Source organism: Aerococcus sanguinicola, from assembly GCF_001543145.1.
GTDB lineage: Bacteria > Bacillota > Bacilli > Lactobacillales > Aerococcaceae > Aerococcus > Aerococcus sanguinicola.
The window spans coordinates 1,090,747-1,108,789 of sequence record NZ_CP014160.1 but is presented as its reverse complement, the minus strand read 5'-3'; the positions used below and the strand labels follow the sequence as shown (position 1 = coordinate 1,108,789).

General features: G+C 48.5%; 16 protein-coding genes, 7 tRNA genes and 1 pseudogene. 3 read left to right on the top strand and 21 right to left on the bottom strand.

Annotated elements, in window-relative coordinates:
* Positions 1-9: 9 nt before the first annotated feature.
* From AWM72_RS04980 to AWM72_RS04925, 12 genes and pseudogenes are all read right to left on the bottom strand, one after another.
* A complete protein-coding gene (locus AWM72_RS04980; protein WP_067974159.1) occupies positions 10-321 on the bottom strand; it encodes a V-type ATP synthase subunit F in 312 nt (103 codons plus the stop codon).
* A complete protein-coding gene (locus AWM72_RS04975; RefSeq protein WP_067974156.1) occupies positions 311-1,312 on the bottom strand; it encodes a V-type ATPase subunit in 1,002 nt (333 codons plus the stop codon). The genes AWM72_RS04980 and AWM72_RS04975 overlap by 11 nt, the downstream gene beginning before the upstream one ends.
* A gap of 15 nt (positions 1,313-1,327) precedes the next feature.
* Positions 1,328-1,909 carry a V-type ATP synthase subunit E gene (locus AWM72_RS04970; protein ID WP_067974152.1) on the bottom strand — a complete coding sequence of 194 codons (582 nt, stop codon included), beginning with the start codon at positions 1,907-1,909 and terminating at the stop codon, positions 1,328-1,330.
* A gap of 119 nt (positions 1,910-2,028) precedes the next feature.
* Positions 2,029-2,511 carry a V-type ATP synthase subunit K gene (locus tag AWM72_RS04965; RefSeq protein ID WP_067974149.1) on the bottom strand — a complete coding sequence of 161 codons (483 nt, stop codon included), beginning with the start codon at positions 2,509-2,511 and terminating at the stop codon, positions 2,029-2,031.
* Positions 2,512-2,539: 28 nt separating this feature from the next.
* On the bottom strand, positions 2,540-4,504 hold the full coding sequence (locus AWM72_RS04960; RefSeq protein WP_070486385.1) for a V-type ATP synthase subunit I: 1,965 nt from the start codon (positions 4,502-4,504) through the stop codon (positions 2,540-2,542).
* Positions 4,491-4,817: a hypothetical protein gene (locus AWM72_RS04955; protein WP_067974142.1), complete on the bottom strand. Its 327-nt coding sequence runs from the start codon at positions 4,815-4,817 to the stop codon at positions 4,491-4,493. Before AWM72_RS04955 ends, AWM72_RS04960 begins: the two co-directional genes overlap by 14 nt.
* A 90-nt stretch (positions 4,818-4,907) precedes the next feature.
* Positions 4,908-5,408: a tRNA adenosine(34) deaminase TadA gene (gene tadA / locus AWM72_RS04950; RefSeq protein WP_256364778.1), complete on the bottom strand. Its 501-nt coding sequence runs from the start codon at positions 5,406-5,408 to the stop codon at positions 4,908-4,910.
* 429 nt (positions 5,409-5,837) lie between these two features.
* Positions 5,838-7,056, bottom strand: a pseudogene (locus tag AWM72_RS09210) (CapA family protein).
* 96 nt (positions 7,057-7,152) lie between these two features.
* On the bottom strand, positions 7,153-8,142 hold the full coding sequence (locus tag AWM72_RS04940; RefSeq protein WP_067974139.1) for a lactate/malate family dehydrogenase: 990 nt from the start codon (positions 8,140-8,142) through the stop codon (positions 7,153-7,155).
* A 423-nt stretch (positions 8,143-8,565) separates the two neighbouring features.
* Complete coding sequence (locus AWM72_RS04935) at positions 8,566-8,829, bottom strand: hypothetical protein (RefSeq protein ID WP_067974136.1); 264 nt, start codon at positions 8,827-8,829, stop codon at positions 8,566-8,568.
* Positions 8,830-9,425: 596 nt separating this feature from the next.
* The gene (locus tag AWM72_RS04930) at positions 9,426-11,939 is read right to left on the bottom strand and encodes an ATP-dependent Clp protease ATP-binding subunit (RefSeq protein WP_067974132.1); all 2,514 of its coding nucleotides are present in this window, start codon (positions 11,937-11,939) and stop codon (positions 9,426-9,428) included.
* Positions 11,940-11,965: 26 nt separating this feature from the next.
* Positions 11,966-12,427: a CtsR family transcriptional regulator gene (locus AWM72_RS04925; RefSeq protein ID WP_067974128.1), complete on the bottom strand. Its 462-nt coding sequence runs from the start codon at positions 12,425-12,427 to the stop codon at positions 11,966-11,968.
* Between the two features lie 250 nt (positions 12,428-12,677).
* Between AWM72_RS04925 and AWM72_RS04920 the strand changes: the two genes are divergently transcribed.
* Entirely contained in the window at positions 12,678-13,616 is a 939-nt protein-coding gene (locus tag AWM72_RS04920; RefSeq protein ID WP_067974124.1) for a carbohydrate kinase family protein, read from the top strand.
* Positions 13,617-13,628: 12 nt separating this feature from the next.
* A complete protein-coding gene (locus tag AWM72_RS04915; protein ID WP_067974120.1) occupies positions 13,629-14,834 on the top strand; it encodes a NupC/NupG family nucleoside CNT transporter in 1,206 nt (401 codons plus the stop codon).
* Between the two features lie 188 nt (positions 14,835-15,022).
* Here the strand turns inward: AWM72_RS04915 and AWM72_RS04910 are convergent.
* The 9 genes from AWM72_RS04910 to AWM72_RS04870 all read right to left on the bottom strand — a co-directional run bounded on the left by AWM72_RS04910 (position 15,023) and on the right by AWM72_RS04870 (position 17,234).
* Positions 15,023-15,096 (bottom strand) — tRNA-Pro (locus tag AWM72_RS04910).
* 3 nt (positions 15,097-15,099) lie between these two features.
* A tRNA-Arg gene (locus AWM72_RS04905) sits at positions 15,100-15,173 on the bottom strand.
* Positions 15,174-15,187: 14 nt separating this feature from the next.
* Positions 15,188-15,273 (bottom strand) — tRNA-Leu (locus AWM72_RS04900).
* Positions 15,274-15,306: 33 nt separating this feature from the next.
* Positions 15,307-15,378: transfer RNA gene (locus tag AWM72_RS04895), tRNA-Gly, on the bottom strand.
* A 10-nt stretch (positions 15,379-15,388) separates the two neighbouring features.
* Positions 15,389-15,461 (bottom strand) — tRNA-Thr (locus tag AWM72_RS04890).
* Positions 15,462-15,486: 25 nt separating this feature from the next.
* A tRNA-Lys gene (locus tag AWM72_RS04885) sits at positions 15,487-15,559 on the bottom strand.
* A gap of 7 nt (positions 15,560-15,566) precedes the next feature.
* A tRNA-Val gene (locus AWM72_RS04880) sits at positions 15,567-15,639 on the bottom strand.
* 171 nt (positions 15,640-15,810) lie between these two features.
* On the bottom strand, positions 15,811-16,581 hold the full coding sequence (locus AWM72_RS04875) for an ABC transporter permease (RefSeq protein WP_067974117.1): 771 nt from the start codon (positions 16,579-16,581) through the stop codon (positions 15,811-15,813).
* Positions 16,578-17,234, bottom strand: coding sequence for an ABC transporter ATP-binding protein (locus AWM72_RS04870; protein ID WP_067974114.1), 657 nt, complete (start codon positions 17,232-17,234; stop codon positions 16,578-16,580). The genes AWM72_RS04875 and AWM72_RS04870 overlap by 4 nt, the downstream gene beginning before the upstream one ends.
* 115 nt (positions 17,235-17,349) lie before the next feature.
* On the opposite strand from AWM72_RS04870, the gene AWM72_RS04865 reads away from it, so the two are divergent.
* Complete coding sequence (locus tag AWM72_RS04865) at positions 17,350-18,030, top strand: prepilin peptidase (RefSeq protein WP_067974111.1); 681 nt, start codon at positions 17,350-17,352, stop codon at positions 18,028-18,030.
* Positions 18,031-18,043: the final 13 nt, after the last annotated feature.

The window sequence follows — 18,043 nt, the reverse complement described above, 5'->3', positions numbered from 1 at the left end:
TGGCTGGACTTAGAGGATATTCTGTCCGACAGCCTTCTCAACATTATCTTGGACACGTTTCTTCCCAATGCCGAGGCTGCCCTTGTGTGAAGGGATCAAAATAACAGCAGGTACGACTTGGGTGTCGTAGTGGGAAATCGTGTCAGGTATCTGTTCAGCGATTGTTTCGGTGAGATAGATGATACCGTATTCGTTCTTTGCTAATTCATCGACTTGCTTACGGGCTTCCTGGCCGTCATTAACGGGGAAGGCGTCGAAGCCGATCAATTGAAAAGGAATCACGACATCTTTTTCACCGACGACTGCAATTTTATGAGCCATAGATAGGTCGCATCCTTTCCTTAATTGCTTGCTCATCTAAGTCATTGGCCTTGCCAACTAGGATCAAGCGAATATTGGTAATTTCATTCTCTTTGAAATACAAGTAAGCTAGGGCTGGTAGGGGGCCAAATGCCTCCAATTGAGCCAGCTTCATCTCTTCTGCTTCGGTTTCTTCGATCCGGCCTTCTAATTCCACCACATTGGTGCTTCCATCTTCATGGAGGGCATTGCCTAAATTGCCCCCATAGAGCAGGGACTTGTAGGCTTGGGCAATAGCTGCGTGGTTGTGGGAAACGGCATAGTCGATGATTTCATCGCTATCCAGGGTGCCCTTGTCACTTAAGACAGCCCGCATAAAGCCCTTGGACCGCCCTTGTTGGATGGCCCGGACAAGCATGGACAGGTTGGCAAAGTCGATGGTCATGTCTGCCACCCGGTCCACACCGGGATCATTAATTTCATCAGCGATCTCCCGCATATTGTCGAGATAGGCTGAATCTAAGATGATAGAAATGGCATCGTAAGAATGATATTTCTCAAAATTCTCCCGTACATCGCGGATACCTTGGATCATGGATTGGTCAAAACCCTCGCCATCTCCGGTACGCACTGCCCGGCGCAAGCTTTCAATGCTGTGCCGGCCAATAGGTAGGTAAATATCCGAGAAGTCGCGCTCAGCGTACCATTCCTTGAAGAGGACCTTCAAATTATGGTATTCATAGCGCAAGGCGTAGAAGTCAACCACACGTGGATCCGGTGTACTTGCGTAGAGGTCATTATAGGCCCGGCGCAAGTCCGCCATTAAGAAAGCATCGAAGTCTCTCGTTTCCTCAATGTCCTCTGGTAAGTTGTAGTCCGTCTTACGCAAGACATTGAGCGCCTCGCTTAAAGAAGTTGCCTGTAACATGGCGTTGTAATCCGACGCTTGCAAAAGACTGGTCTCTTGGACGCGGACGGAAACATTCAACCCAGCATATGCTGTATTTTCCATTTTGACAACTCCTTTCTAATTAAACGCGCGTTTGGAAATTTCGGCAGAAAGAGCTTCCTCTTGTTCCTCGATCAGTTGGTCAAAAGTAAAGTTATAGTCCATCCCCTCTTGGGAGAGAATGAAGCCGCCTTGACCGCGTAAGTTTTGGTCAGCACGCTGCAAGTTTGGATAGTCTCCTTGAAGCTGGGCTAAACCTTGGTCGGTCAATTGCTTCTCTGATTTCGATCCAAGCTGTAAGACAGTCGCTTGGTCTGTATTTAATTGTGATAGAGCACCTTTGACAAATTCGATAAACTCATTTTCTGGAAGTTCTGTCAATCTTGTCACAGCTTCGGTATAAACCGCTTGGATCAAGTCTTGCTTCTTAGCTAAGACTTGGTTGCGCATTTGGTTGTTATAACCTTGCTTCTTACGGTCTAGGTCACGCGCCGCTTGGTCTTCTAGGGACGCCTTCTTATCTTCAGCGTCTTTCTGGATGCATTTTTTGCGAGCGGCTGTGTCTTGTTCAAGCTTTTCTTTGCCTGATTTGAACTTGGCATCTTCCTCCTGGCTAATCTTAGCGAGGACATCCTGAGTTAAATTTTGAATGGTTGCCATACAGTGCCTCCTTTCCTCTGTAGATTGTCTGGTGATTGGTCATCAAGCTGGAAAATTATATTCCCGCTTCGCTTTAGGCTGCGAGAGCTGGCCTAGGCCAGCTCTTACCCGTGTCCCAACTAGCCTTGGATTTGTAGGACTAGGAGTAGAGACATAACGAAAGCTAAGATTGCGTAGGTTTCCACCATAACGGCGTAAACAATTGCGTTAGAAACGTTTTCTGGACGTTTCGCCAAGATTTGCATACCTGCAGCGGCAGTTTGACCTTGGTATTTAGCTGAGATCCAACCAACAATCCCGATAGGAAGAGCGGCCATTAAATAGAGAAAGCCTTGTTGTAAGCTTAATTCATTCCCTAATTGTAAGTAGATCATGAAACCTACCACGAAGCCGTACAAACCTTGGGTACCAGGTAGAAGTTGCAAGATCAAGGATTGGGCGAATTTTTCAGGTTGGTCTTTAACTAAGGCAGCAGCAGCTTGACCAGCTTCACCAACACCGCGAGCAGAACCCATACCTGAGAACATTACGGCAACCGCTACACCTAACATAGCGAAGATTGCGCCACCATTTTCAACAAAAAAGCTTATCCAGTTTTCCATTACTATACCTCCGTATTATATATTGTGTCTATTTGTCAGAGTTATTTAAACGTACATATTTCTCTAGGGTATTGATTGGGCTGAAGGCCCGGCCGTCCCCTTCATAGAACTTACCGAAGAATTCTACGAAGATCAAACGCAAACCGTGAACGTAACCACTCAGAACTGAGAGGAATAAGTTGAAGGATTGCAAGGCGATAATCAATACGATCCCAATTGTGAAACGAATTGGGGCTGGGAAGAAGCCAACAAGCATGTTGAAGGCCATGGCAATGGATCCACCAGAGATCCCGAGCGCCATCAGACGGGTATAGGAGACTAAGTCACCAACATAGCCTGAAATCCCATAGATATTGTATAGACCTAGCCCAGCGGCCAGGAGCTTCTTATCTTGGAAGATAACGGGTACAATAATCATTCCGGCAAAGCCGATAATGGAAACCCATTTCCCAATTGTTCCAACTTCTGGCATTCCAGCCATGGCACCGATTCCCCAGGCACCTAGGCCGAGTAAGATCAGGATCCAACCTAAACCATCGCTATAGGCAGATTCTATATTGCCCCGGCGTACTTCAAGGTAGATCTTGATGCAAAGGGCCACTAAGATATGGATCAAACCAATCACAACAGAGGCTGCCATAATTAAGATAGCGTCCCCCGTCGGATCAACAATACCGGTTGGAATGGATTCCCCAAAGAAGGAACCATAGAGCAAACCAACGAGCATGGTAGGATAGGACAAGTAATGGCCAAATTTGACCATCCGCGCCGCCCCTTTGCCAAGATCCATCACTTTCATTGCGACAAGGGTCCCTAACCAGAGCACCAGGCCATAGCCCAGGTCCCCCATCATCATCCCAAAGAAGAGTAAATAGAATGGGGTAATGAATGGTGTCGGGTCAATCTCTCGGTAGTTTGGCACCCCGTACATTTCAGTAATCATTTCGAAAGGCGCATTCAGCGCATTATTCTTAAGTTTAGTAGGGACTTCATTATTGTCGATCGCTTCTTCAGTGATTTCTTCTTCCACGACAACAAAGTTATCAGCCCCAATATTGGCTTCCAATTTTTGGATGAGGGCATCATAGTCCTCTTCATCGGTCCAACCGCTCATTAAGATGAGATAGTCATTATCATAGGTCAGTTGGACAGCCAGGGCACGTTGAGACCGGTTGTAGGCCTCCTCAGCAACTTGCTCCACTAAAGGGATCTTAGTTTCTAAGCCCTGGAGCGTCTTAACGACGTCTTCTTCTTCTTTGATCAGTGACTTGCGCTTGTCTTCCAAGTTCTGGAAGGCTGCTTCTGGGCCTTCTTCATAGGGATAATCGAAGGGTTGGAAGTGGTATTGGGCCAAGCGCCCTTGGAAATCTTCAGCTTGCGACTTGCGGGTCACAGCTACCACCCCAATTTCATCCTCATTGGAGAAGGCTTCTAATAAGGAAATATCCTCATCTTTTGTATCTTCCTTAAGGGCATGCCACTGGCTGCTTGAACTATCGTTAGGGACAGTCCCCAAGGAAACGGCAAAGTGGTCCAGTTGATAAAGCTCGGCTGGGTTCACATCCAGGCTCCGCCAGTTAGAAACAGCCGTCTGTTCATCTTCCACTGTTTCCCGGGTGGAGATAATGTTTTCCCGTTGATTGTAGAGTTTTTCGACCTCTTCAATTAAAACCTGGCCTTGGTCCAGGTCCACTTCTTGGTGGAGACCTTCTAGACTAAAGACAGGACGCTTATGGGTGAGCTTCTCCATCATGGACCGATCTTTAGCATAACGGGATAGGATCACTAAAGCCCGCTCTGCTCTTTGGTAGAGATCATCATATTGGACATAGTCTTCAGATTTCACTTGTGCCGCATCAACCGCATCTTCAGCATCTTCCCTAGGCAGGGCCGACACTTCGACACTCTGCAAGGCCTGTAAGTTTCTCACCAGGTCTTCCTTTAGTGCAGGTTTCGATACAATCGACAACTTCTTCATTTTAGCTATTGCCATATGATTTTCTCACCTCCTCAACAACATATGCGACCAAATCCTCTTTGTTCTCGTCAAATTTTTGACCGAGGCCTTGAATTTGGCCCTGATTTTCTTCATCTGCTTGTGCTTGGTATTCGGCATAGGCTTGATCAAGTTCGGCCTTCTTGTTGGCCTTGAAATCAGCCACTTCGGCATCTTTTTCTTCTGTTAGCGCTTTTAATTTTGCCCGATATTCGTGACGTAATTGCTCTAACTTGGCTTCAAAATCTGCTTTAATGCCCTTAGCTTTTGCTTCTGCATCAACAACCTGCTGAATCGTTTGGTTCGCCAATCGCTCCACCCCCCTTTATAAGAATCATTATACCTTATCTTCTACTACTAAGCATAGCCTGACAACAACTAGCCGCTCTTTTAAGAATAATTAGTGCAAGTTGTTTTCTTCCTTTCGAGGCTTCCGTGACGCCCGCTTACGCTGCTTACGCAATTTTCTAAAAAAAGACGTCAACATCTCGCTGCAGGCTGTTCCTAGAAGGCCGCTGGTCACTTCAACTTGGTGGTTAAAGCGCTCATCAGTAACAAGGTTCATCAAAGAACCTACTGTGCCAGCCTTGGGATCATAAGCCCCGAAATAAAGATGTCGAATCCGCGATAGAATAATTGCCCCGCTACACATTGGACAAGGTTCTAAAGTGACATACATATCACAATCCATCAGTCGCCAATTATCCAAATAAGCGTTGGCTTCACGAATGGCCTGCATCTCCGCATGGCTTGTGGCATCATTGGACTGCTCGCGCAGGTTATAGCCGCGTCCAATCACTTGGCCATCTTTAACGACAATCGCACCAATCGGTACCTCGCCTAAAGCTTCCGCCTTCTTGGCTTCCGCTATGGCCAAACGCATAAAGTCTTCATGCTGCAAACAACCACCTCAAATTCGGAATAATCAAGCAGAGCCAGCATGAAAAGTTTCTGCTTGGCTCTCAATTTGGAAAGGGCTATTCGCCTTCCATAGATTTCAAAAGATATGTTCCCACAATTATTACTTTACGATAATCTAAGCCATTGGTCAAATTATTTCTTTCTCAAAAAACGATATTTTACCGTCTTTGAAGCCCTTCCAGAAAGTAAAATCTGCCCCTGACCCAAAGTTCAGAGGCAGTCATATAATAGGAAAGTTTCGACTTGTTCTGCTCCCTCAGATGGTTTATTTGAACCGACAAGTCTTGCAAGGATCTTAAAGATTCTTTACTTTTCATTTCTAAAAAGCTAATTTTTGTATTTATTAACCGAGACTGTGACAATAGTCGCTTAGACCTGGACTTTTATCCCAGCCCATTCATTAACCACTTTAATCATCAATTCCGGGACTAGCTTGGTAGCTCTGCTTGGCTTTTGGCCAGTCCAAACCCACATGGTCCTTAACCGCGGCATAGGCCTGGTCGATTCGTTCTCGGACAACTGGATCAACTCGGTCGCGGTAAGGGCCACCAGCTACGAAATCATCGAGGATATAAGTTTGATAGAGGTATTGCTTGCGGTTGAAGGTCTGGGAATAGGTCCCCAGATCTTCCCGGGCCACCCAACTTGGCCGGGCTTGAGCCTCCTTGATCCGGGTCTTGCCCCCCCTTCTTCTCGAAGGTCAGGTCCATCAAAACCCCGCGCTCGGTCCAAATATCCCCCTCCATCGTTTCTGCACGCTGGTTGGAGAGGAAGTTACCCATAGAATAAATAATCAGCTTCTTATCTCCCTCATGGTCGATAACCTCAGCAGGTTCAATCACGTGAGGGTGGCCACCCAAGACCACATCCGCTCCCCAGGCCACCATCTTATGGTAGCAATCAATTTGTTCCTGGCTTGGTTCCAAGGCATACTCCACTCCCATCTGGGGCATGACGACAGTCACATCTGCAACTTCCTCTGCCCGCTCGATCTCTTGACGCATCTTCTCTTCGTCGAGGTCAGAGAGGCAGGAGGCATAGTCGCTAGGGCTCAGACCTGCCTCCAGACCATTGAAGCCGTAAGCATAGGCGAGGAGGGCAATCTTGATCCCATTGACTTCCTTAACCAAGATATCGGCCTCCTGGCGGGGTGTCTTCGGATAGACTCCCAGGGGCGTCATCCCCCGCTGGCTGAAGCTAGCTGCCGTTGAGCGGAGCCCTTCAAGTCCCGAATCTAAGATATGGTTATGGGCCAGGTCCACCACATCATAACCCGTATCCGCCATGGCATCAGCCACCGCTTCAGGGGCATTGAAGAGCGGGTAGCCGACCAGAGGCTTGCTGGGATCAATCGTCCCTTCAAAGTCCGCCAGACTGAGGTCGGCCCTCTGAATCCAAGGCTTGACATAAGTGAAATTGGGATGGAAGTCGAAAGAGCCGTCGACCTGGGCAGCGCTAGCAAAGATCGGATCATGGTAGAGCAAGTCGCCATGGGCCATGATGCGCGCTTCGTGGACGATTTCTGCTTTCGGCTTCGCTAAAGGACTTGAAGCCGCCTGGCAGCCCGCTAAAGCCAATAAGGCAAGCGATAAGACGATGCGAATACATTGACGCTGGATATTTTTCATTATTTTCTCCTTTAAAGCTTGTCTAAGCAAAGAAAAAAGCCGTCAGCTTCCGCTCCCACAAGCTCTGCTGCGGCTCTGTCTTGACTGATAAGGGGCTTACTGCTTGCGGTAGTCTTGCAGCTTCTCCCGACCAAAGCGGATGGACTGGTCAATGACCGCCACGCTTTGGACTAGTTTTTCTTTTTCCCATTCGTTGAGAGGAATCTGGAAGGTCCGAACAACCCCTTGGCGGCCAATCTGGGCAGGCAGGCTGAAGGTTACCGCTTGGTCGAGGTCATAAATGCCTTGGCCAAAGAAGGTTCCAACAGGCAAGATCGTCTCTTGGTCCAGGACAATAGTCGTCAAAAGTTCCACCACTACCCGGGCAATGGCAGCATCCGTCACACCCGCCTTATCCATAAAGACATCATAAGCCGATTGGACAACTTCCTCTGTCAATTGGTCAACATCGAGGGGGCTAATCCCTTCAAAATAATCGCTCAGCTGGTCAAAGGGGATCCCCTGAACATTGAGATGGCTACAGGCTGCAAAAGAAGACATGCCGTGCTCCCCTAACATGTAGCCGGTCACTGACTTGGGATCGATACCGTAGTGCTCAGCCACCGCGTAGCGCAAGCGGGCTGAATCCAGCATGGTCCCCGTCGATAGGACCCTTTCTTTGGGGTAATGATATTCTGTCACTGCTAGATGGGCCAGGGTATCAACAGGATTGGAGATAAAGACCAGGATGGCTTCCCGGGTGTGCTGACAGATTCCTGACATGACATCATCCAGGACCGGAATATTATCTAGCAAAAGATCCTGACGTTCAGCCGGAATTTCATCTTCGTAGATGTGGGTTGCAGCAACTACAATCACATCCGCATCTGCTAAATCACTATAGTCACCGGCATAGACCCTCACATGCTGGGTCGAACCGAGGCCCATAGCATGGCGCTCGTCGAGGGCTTCTCCCGCTGCCTTCTCTTTTTTCTCATCAATCAAGACAATTTCAGAGAAGAGATTGGCAGCCAAAACATTGGATAAAATTTTGGAACCGACAAAACCTACTCCGACAATGCCTAATTTTTGGCCATAAATTGCCATCAGCCGTCACTCCTTTATGTTATTAATAGGTCAATTATAGCACAGATTAAGGGGATGATGAGAAAATTTTAATTTTTAAGTTGGGTTCGACTTGGCAGAAAGGGAGTGACTTCAGCAAAAGGGAACGATCGACTAAAGCCGCTCTTTTTCGTTTGGGCTCCAGTCATTCAAGCCTAAACGCTCTTGCTCTCACCCTATAGTCGGGTTCGCCAGAGCAGCTTTGGAGTGCTTTCGCAAGTTGGAAACGTGCAAGCGGGGCTTGCCCTTATTCCAACTTACTCCAAGCATCCAAAGCTAAGCGCTCTTGCTCACACCCTAAATAAAAAAGGATTGCCCGCAAGCAATCCCTCGTATTCTTAAACTGTTCTTTTTCCAGTCTTGACCATTGAGTAATAGTTCAGATACTCACCCAGACGGTTTGATCTAATCATCTGACCGGAAAGAGTCAACCAATTGGTAAAGGTCTGATGCCCGATCTTTCCACTTACCGGCTGAAGAATCATCCGAAAAGAAGGGCAACTTGTCGACCAAGTCTTGTCCATGGGCCTTGCCCTTCTTGCCCACCGTATCTAGCAAGTTACTAAAGGTCGATTCATTATCTTCTTCAAAAAATGCAACAGCAGCTACCGCTGTCACTGCAGCGAGAGAACCTAATACAAAAAGTCCCGCCTTTGTTTTCTTATCCATACCATCCACCTCACTTCTTCTGTTTCTAGCATTATACCATACAGGCTTGGCAGCTGAAAAGTTTGCCCTAGATATGATAAACAAAAAGAGTTGGCACCTGGCCAACTCTCTTCATATATCGTTTAGCTTATAGGGGCAGTGTCTCCTGGCTGGTCAACCCACACTTTATAGTCTCGTTTGGGGATTGAGAGCTGCTAACACACACTCCGTAAGCCTGATTGTGGGTTCATTTCTATCAATCCACAGTCAACGAGCTTGTTTGAGTCTTCAGCTCCGCCAGTCCACACTCCGCAGCCGCGTTTGTGTGCTAACCTCTATCAACCCACACTCCATGCTTACCGTTGTGTGTTCAGCTAACCGCCTGCCCTCACACCCTGTGTAGTCGGGTTCGCTAGAGCAGACTTGAAGTGATTTCACCCAATCGGAACGATCGGCTAAAGCCACTCTTTTCCGTTTGGGCTCCAATCATTCAAGTCTAAACGCTCTTGCTCACACCCTTATCTAGTCGGGGTCGGGCTGACAGCTTTCCTGTCACTTCACAAGTCTCCGCCGCAGTCTATGAGACTGCTCTGGCGACTTGCTCCAGTGAAGGAAAGCTAACCGCCTGCCCTCACACCCTGGACTTTCACTAGGCTTTCTTTTTCTTCGCTGCCGTCTTCGTGTTGGATGCGGATGTAGAGTTTGCCTTGGCGTGAGCCGATGGTTAGGCGGTCACCTTCTCCGACGGCTTGGGATAGGATGAGGTCGCTGAGTGGGTCTTCGATTTGGCTTTGGATTTCCCGACGCACGGGACGGGCTCCGTATTCTGGGCTAAAACCTTTTTCAGCGAGGACTTTGATGGCGCCGTGGGTAAGGCGGAGGTCAATACCTTGCTGGGCCAATTGGTCGGCCATGGCATCTGTAAACTTGCGGACGATTTCGCCCACTTGTTCTTGGTTGAGGGAGTGGAAGACGATAATTTCATCAATCCGGTTGAGGAATTCGGGACGGAATTGTTGCTTCAACTCTTCTCGGATACGTTGGCTCATCCGGTCATAGTCATGGCTGACGGACTCCTGGCCAAAACCGACTGTCTTCTCATCACGCAGAGCTGTTGCTCCGAGGTTAGAGGTCATGATAATGATGGTATTGCGGAAGTCCACCATCCGACCCTTGCTATCGGTGATGTAGCCATCATCGAGGATTTGTAAGAGCAGGTCGAAAATATCGGGATGGGCTTTCTCCACTTCATCAAAGAGCACGACTGAATAAGGGTGTTGGCGTACTTTCTCGGTCAATTGACCCCCTTCGTCATAGCCCACATAGCCTGGGGCAGAACCGATCATCCGGCTGGTTGAATATTTTTCCATAAATTCGGACATATCGACCCGGATCAAGTGGCGTTCGGACCCGAAGAGCTCTTCGCTCAGGCTCTTGGCTAATTCGGTTTTCCCGACCCCGGTTGGGCCTAGGAACATAAAGGAACCGATAGGCCGGTTGGGGTCTTTGATCCCGGAATGGGCCCGGCGTACAGCACGAGCCACCGCATTGGTCGCCTCATCCTGGCCTTTGACTCGACGGTGGAGGCGTTCCTCCAAGGCTAAGAGCTTCTGATTTTCCGTTTCGGTGAGCTGGCTAATCGGAATACCGGTCCATTGGGCAATGATTGCGGCAATCTCCTCTTCACCGATCGATAAGTTATAGTTTTGCTTTTTCTTCTTACGCTTGCTCTCTAACTTATTGAGGGCCTCTTCCAGCTCTTTTTGCTTGGCATGAAGCTTGGCAGCCTCTTGGAAGTTCTGCTCAGCCACACACCTTAGCTTGTCTTCTTCTAGTTGCCGGTAGTCGCGAACCAAATCCTGACTCTTGCCAGCTTGGTCCGTTTTCCCTTGGGCATCCAGACGTTTGGTTGCTGCGGCTTCATCCATCACGTCGATGGCTTTGTCTGGCAGGAAGCGGTCGGAAATATAGCGTGCGCTCAAATTGGCTGCCGCGTCAATGGCTTCATCGGTAATCGTCACTTGGTGGAAGTCCGCATAGGCTTGGCGGATGCCAGCCAGGATGGACCGGGTTTCTTCAATTGTCGGTTCATCAACTTGGACTTTGGCAAAGCGACGTTCCAGGGCAGCATCTTTTTCAATATACTTCTGATATTCATTGAGGGTGGTCGCCCCAATCACTTGAACTTCACCGCGGGCTAGGGCGGGTTTAAGGATATTGGAAGCATCCATAGTCCCTTCTGCTCCGCCAGCTCCGATAAGGGTATGCAATTCGTCGATGAAGAGAATGACCTGGCCATCTTGGATGACTTCCTCAATCAGATGTTTCATTCGATCTTCGAATTCACCCCGGTACTTAGTTCCCGCAATCAAAGAGCCCATGTCGAGCATCATCAAGCGCTTGTTCTCTAAGCTTTCGGGGACTTGCCCACTAACAATGGCCTGGGCTAGGCCTTCCGCAATAGCGGTCTTACCCACACCAGGTTCGCCCACGAGGACAGGGTTATTCTTAGTCCGGCGGCTGAGAATCTGGAGGATGCGTCGAGCTTCTTTTTCCCGACCGATGATGGGGTCAAGTTGGCCATTGTGGGCCCGTTTGGTTAAATCCTTGCTGACTGCATCCAAGGTTGGGGTCTTACTCTTGTGAGGATCAACTTTCCCTTGTTTCTTGCGTCCCGACCTATCTAAAGGCAGGCCGAGCATCTGGTAGATGTCACGGCGGATAATATCAGGATCCGCCCCCAAATTCCGTAAAATACGAGTAGCTAGGACTTCTTCTTGCATGAGAGCCAAGAGGATATGTTCGGTCCCTACTAAGGAAGCCCGATTCTTCTTAGCTTCCTCTGTGCTGAGATAGAGCACTTTGTTGGCACGGGGGGAATAGACAGGCTCGCCTAATTCATTATAAGGGTCTTGGCCTGACCCGTAGCCCACGACGAACTCAACCTCTTCTTTGAGGGTTTCATAGTCACCAATATGAGGGCTCAGGACCGCATGGGCGATGCCATCAGGTTCGGCTAAAAGACCCATCAACAGGTGCTCTGTCCCAATGGCATGGTGGCGGAAATCCTTCGCCGCATCTAAGGCATAGGCTAAGGCTTTCTGGGCTTTTTCCGTATAGATTTCTTTCATGGTCTAAACTCCAATCTTCGCGCAGTTTAATGATCGTATTTCAACTTACGAAGCACATTCGTTAAGATCAAGGCGCGTAAGGAATCGGCTTGGTTCACATGGGCCATGACGTCCTTGTCTAAGCTCGCATAGATCAAGCGCGCTTCCAACTTCGTAAGCAAGTCATTCTTGTGTAAATTACTAATAATTGCTTGGGCATCCTTATCTGATAATTCATCGCCAATCAGCTGGATCATCGAATCGATATAGTCCGCCTCATCAACTACCGTCATCTTAACGATCCGGATATAACCGCCGCCCCCACGTTTACTCTCCACATGATAACCGTTCTGGGGAGTAAAGCGGGTGTTAATGACATAGTTAATTTGTGAGGGAACACATTCGAAACGCTCAGCGATTTCACTCCGCCGAATTTCAACATTCGACGACTCCTGTAAGACTTGTTTCAGGTAGGCTTCTATTATATCAGACATGTTTTTATTACGCATTTTTAATCACCTCTAGTCTGACTAAGTTTGACGTTCAACTTTATCATACCGAATTTTCAGCCAAGCGTCAATATCTTTGTCTGGCAAAACTTGACCAAACCAAGCTTTTGCCCCGGTCTAATCGGCTTTAGAACAGCTAATTTTTAAAGCGCTTTCTCTTTACAATTTCATGAAATCGTGCCATTCTTAAGTAGAATTGTGTATAATAGAAAGCGTGCAATCTTATGCAAATTTTAAAGGAGGCAGTGGGATGACGAATGAGTCATATGTCGCAATTATCGGCGGCTTAAACATGGATATCGCAGGGATTTCTGGTCCCATGTACCGGGAGCGGGATTCCAACATTGGTCACATCTACCTGAGTCCAGGGGGTGTCGGCCGTAATATCGCGCACAATTTAGTGCAATTAGAGGTACCGACCTATCTCGTGACCGCTTATGGTGATGATGATTTTGGTTTACTAGTTGAAAAATCATGTCGAGAATTAAATATTTCCCTCGACTATGCAGAGAAATTAGAGGACGAACACACCTCAACCTATCTCTACGTCACAGATAGCGACGGGGATATGATTACCGGTGTCAACGATATGGATATCGTTAAACGTATCACACCGGACTTCTTGGCCGGCCGCTTGGACTTCTTAAACCAAGCCAAGATTTGTGTCATTGACGCCAATGTCTCCCGGGAGACGATTGAGTGGATTGTTGACCATGTCGAGGCGCCCCTCTATGTGGAACCTGTATCGGTTGCCAAGGCGGCACGTTTCGAAGCGGTATTAGACCGGATTGATACCATCAAACCCAACCAATATGAAGCAGAACTCTACACCGGCATCAAGATCTTGGACGAAAAAACTGCCCGTCAAGCCGCTGAGAAGCTTATTGATATGGGGGTTAAGAATGCCTTCATTTCCCTAGGCGCCAAGGGAATGGTCTGCGCCAACTCAGAAGAAACCCACTATGTCCCAGTGCTAGAATCCGACGTGGTTAGCGCGAACGGCGCAGGTGACTGTGCTATGGCAACCATTGTCTGGGCCAACTACCACTACGGCCATGAACTGGACATTAAAGAAGTGACCCAACTCGCCCAAGCTGCAGCGAATTTAGCAACCAGCACCATGCACTCGGTCTACGAAGACCTGTCAATATCAGCTGTTGTTAACCGCGCCCAAGATTATAAGCAATAGGAGGAATATACTGTGGGAATTATTCGGAATCTAATTGGGATCCTGGTCATCTTGGCCCTGGCTGCCCTCTTATCCTACGATCGTTCAAAAATCAAAAACAAAGTTAAAAACATTGTCCTGATGTTTGTCGCTATGTTGGTCCTCACCTTCATCTGCCTCAGGACCTCAGCAGGGATCACTGCTCTGGAAGGCATCTCCAACTTCTTCAGCTGGCTGATTGCCCAAGCCCAAGGCGGGATTAGCTTCGTCTTCGGTGGCATCGTCATCGAAGAAGGCGCCTCAGTCTTCTTCTTCAACGTTCTCTTGCCCCTGGTCTTCATTTCAGCACTGATTGGGATCTTGAACTATATCAAAGTTCTCCCCTTCATCATGAAATGGGTCGGAAAAGGGATCAACTTCATTACCGGTATGGGAGAAGTCGAAAGTCAATTCGCTATTTCAACAGCCGTGCTAGGTAACACCTCAGCTTTTATTTCGATTAAAGAAATTATCCAAAACATGGACCCTCGCTCCCTCTTCACCATCTGCTTGTCTGGGATGTCTGCAGTCGGAGCTTCAACCCTAGCTGCTTATATGCAAATGATTCCTGGCGAATATGTCGTTGTAGCAGTCTTCTTAAACATCTTCGCTGCTCTAGTGATCGCCAGCGTCATGAACCCTTACGAAGCGGAAGAAGTCGAAACCGGCGAAGAATTTGAACTGCTAGAAGAAAGTGCCGAAGACAAAGGCAACTTCTTTGACATGCTTGGCTCATACATCACCGACGGCTTCAACCTTGCTATTATTATCGCTGCCATGGTGATTGGTTTCGTGTCCTTGATCACCTTCCTGAACTCCATTGTTGAAGGGATCTTCGGCATCACCTTCACCGAAACCATGGGCTATGTCTTCTCACCCCTGGCTTTCATTATCGGGATTCCAAGCGAAGACATTGTCAAAGCGGGGAGTCTCATGGCGACCAAGCTGTTGACCAACGAATTCGTTGCCATGGGTGAATTCCAAAGCCTCCTGGGTGGGGCTAGTGCCAAGACCCAGGCTATGGTAGCCACCTACCTGGTATCCTTCTCCAACTTCGGTACCATGGGGATCACCCTCGGCGCCATCAAGGGCATTAGCGAGAAGCAATCCAAGGTCCTTTCCCAATCTTTAGTTAAGGTCCTCTTGGGTTCCATCCTCTCTTCCCTACTCGTAGCCAGCGTAGTCGGTCTCTTCTTCTAAAAGTAAAATAAAGCACAGTAAAAGCGATCGCTCCAAAGCCAGCTTATGGCTCTCGAGCGATCGCTTTTTGCATGGTTCGATTAAAATCAAAGCATAAGGAATGATCACCAATACTATTTATTATACGCCCCTTTTTATCACATGCCACACACAAAAAAGACCTTACAGAGCGTAAGGCCTTAATCGAGTCGGGAAAACAGGATTCGAACCTGCGACCCCTTGGTCCCAAACCAAGTGCTCTACCAAGCTGAGCTATTTCCCGGTATGCACCCAGCAGGATTCGAACCTGCAACCGCCTGATTCGTAGTCAGGTACTCTATCCAGTTGAGCCATGGGTGCGTATAAAATTATAATGCCGAGGACCGGAATCGAACCGGTACGGTGTGTAACCACCGCAGGATTTTAAGTCCTGTGCGTCTGCCAGTTCCGCCACCCCGGCCTATTAACAAGCAGATCCATAAAAAATCAAATAAGCGGAATACGAGATTCGAACTCGCGACCCCCACCTTGGCAAGGTGATGTTCTACCACTGAACTAATTCCGCGTGATATACATGCCGGCTAAAGGACTTGAACCCTCGACCCTCTGATTACAAATCAGATGCTCTACCAACTGAGCTAAGCCGGCATCAAATTCATATTCGAATTTGTTATGATCCGTGGGAGGCTCGAACTCCCGACCCTCTGATTAAAAGTCAGATGCTCTACCGACTGAGCTAACGAATCAAAGTTATGGAGGATGAGGGGTTCGAACCCCCGACATCCTGCTTGTAAGGCAGACGCTCTCCCAGCTGAGCTAATCCTCCATGTCGGTAAGTTGTTTTGTAACAACTATTATATAATATCACAAGTTTTGACTTTCGTCAATAGCTTTTTTGAGATTTTTAAGCTCTCATTCCAAAGAACTGTTCCCTCGTGACGACTTGATAAGTATAGCACAGTTCTTTGGCTTTAGGCAAGAGCTTTTTTTGATTTTTCTAAAATTTTTCCTTCAATTGGCCGAATTCCGTGAAGTAGTGGGGATAGGCCAAATAAGTACAGAGGATACTGGCCACTGCCCCGCAGGACAAAATCATGAAGTAAACCATAATCTGGTACATGATCGCCTGAAGAGGCATGGACCCAGCCATCATCATCCCGGTCATCATGCCCGGTAAGGTGACCAAACCCAGGGTCCGCATCCCATCGATGGTCGGTTGGAGAGCCCCCTTGATGGTATCATGGATGATCGACCAGGAGGCCTGCTTGGTCGAGGCGCCGAGAGCCAGCTTCTCAAAGACTTCCTGGCGGCGGGCATCGAAGAGAGTGTGCATATTATTAAAGCATAGCCCAACAATCTTCATGCCGTTACCCGCCAGCATGCCGGTAATCGGGATCATCTGCTGGGGCACAAATTGCAGGGTGCCAGATAGGACCAAAATTAGCACCGATAGTCCAATCCCTGAAAAGATCGCTATTAGGGAAATCTTAAAGGCATTGCTTAGACCTTGGGCACGCTTCTTGGCGTTCCAGGCTGAATTAAAGATCATGATCCCCATCGCTACCAGGGTCACCCAGAAGCTATCGATCTGGAAGACATAGGTCAGGATGTAGCCAACCACAACTAATTGGACAATCATACGCACAACTGCAACCAACATATCTTTGTTGAGGACCAGCTTCTCCTTATAAGAAATCGCTAGCGCTACCAAGACGAGGACGAAGGATAGAGCTAGAGAAGTGGGACTAATGACGAGTTCATGGGTCATGACTTACTTCCTCCTTCCTGCAAGTGACCATCCACTAAGTAGAGGGAACGGTCGGCCATGTCTTGGTCTTCTGGCCGGTGGGAAACCCAAAGCAGGGCCATGTCCCAGCGGTCAGCTTCGGTCAAAATAAGCTGCCAGACAGCCTGGGCAGAAGCTTCATCCAAAGAAGAGACAACCTCATCCAATAAGAGGATCTTGGGTGGGAAGACCAGGTGGCGGATCAAGGCCAGACGCTGGCGTTCGCCGCCTGACAGGGTCTCCACCCCTTGGTCATCGGTCAGGTCAGCTAAGCCTAGAGCCGCTTTAAGCATTGTTAAGCGGTCCTGGTCCAGGGCCTTCTGATGGACCTCGGCGACAAAATCAAAGTTATCCTGGACGCTTTTGCCAAAGAGGACGGGATTTTGGACACAATAAGAAACGTCTTGGCGGTAGCTTTGATAGTCATAGCTTTGGGCTGCTTTGCCCTGGTAAGTGACTTGACCGCTATCTTGTCTAAGCAATTGGGCGATAATCTTCAGGATGGTCGATTTGCCACTGCCTGAGGGGCCATTAATAGACAGAGACTCTCCCGCTTGGACTTGGAGATTAATCTTGTCTAGGATCTGCCGGCCATCCCTAGCATAAGAGATATCCGTCAACGTTAGCATAGCCATCAACCTTTCTGGGTATTTTCTCCATTATAACGAAAGATTCGGCCAAATAAAAATAATAAATCCGACGTGAATTTTGCCTTTTTTCGTTTATATATGAGTAAGGAGGTTATACATCATGTTCATACTCAGTCAAATCTATTTATTCTTTGCCTTAGCCTGCCTAGCATCCTTTCTCATGCTCTGGGCCTACCGCACCATCCACTCCGGTGCCATTATTTGGGGACGGTCCCAGTGCGACCATTGCCAGACCAGACTCCCTTATTGGACCCTCTGCCCCATCCTCGGCTATCTGCTCTGCCGGGGCAGGTGCCAAGTCTGCCGAGCCCCTGTCCCTCTCTACTACCCTCTCATTGAGCTTCTCTTCGCTTGTACGGCCTTCTACCTGATCTCTCAAGAGGCTTACAGCGATCTGGTTATTCTCGCTATCCTAACTCTTATGACAGCCACAGACCTCACTGCCCTGGTCGTCCCTAACCGCTTCCAGATCCTCCTCTTCCTAGCCTGCCTAGCACGCGAAGAGACCTGGCAATTAGAGCGCTGGCTCCAGGCCCTGGCCCTTTGTCTGGCCCTCTACGCCCTCAACCAGATCATCAAGGAAGGTCTTGGCGGAGCGGATATTAAGCTCTTCACCAGCCTCTGCCTAGCATACGGCCTATCCGCCAGTCTGGAAATCATCTTCCTCAGCTCAGCCCTAGCCCTGGCCTATTTCTTCCTCAGCCACCAAGCCAAGCACCACCCCCTTCCCTTCGTCCCCTTCATCAGCCTGGCTGTGGTTATCCTTCTACTTTTCCCATAGAAAAAAGGCTGGA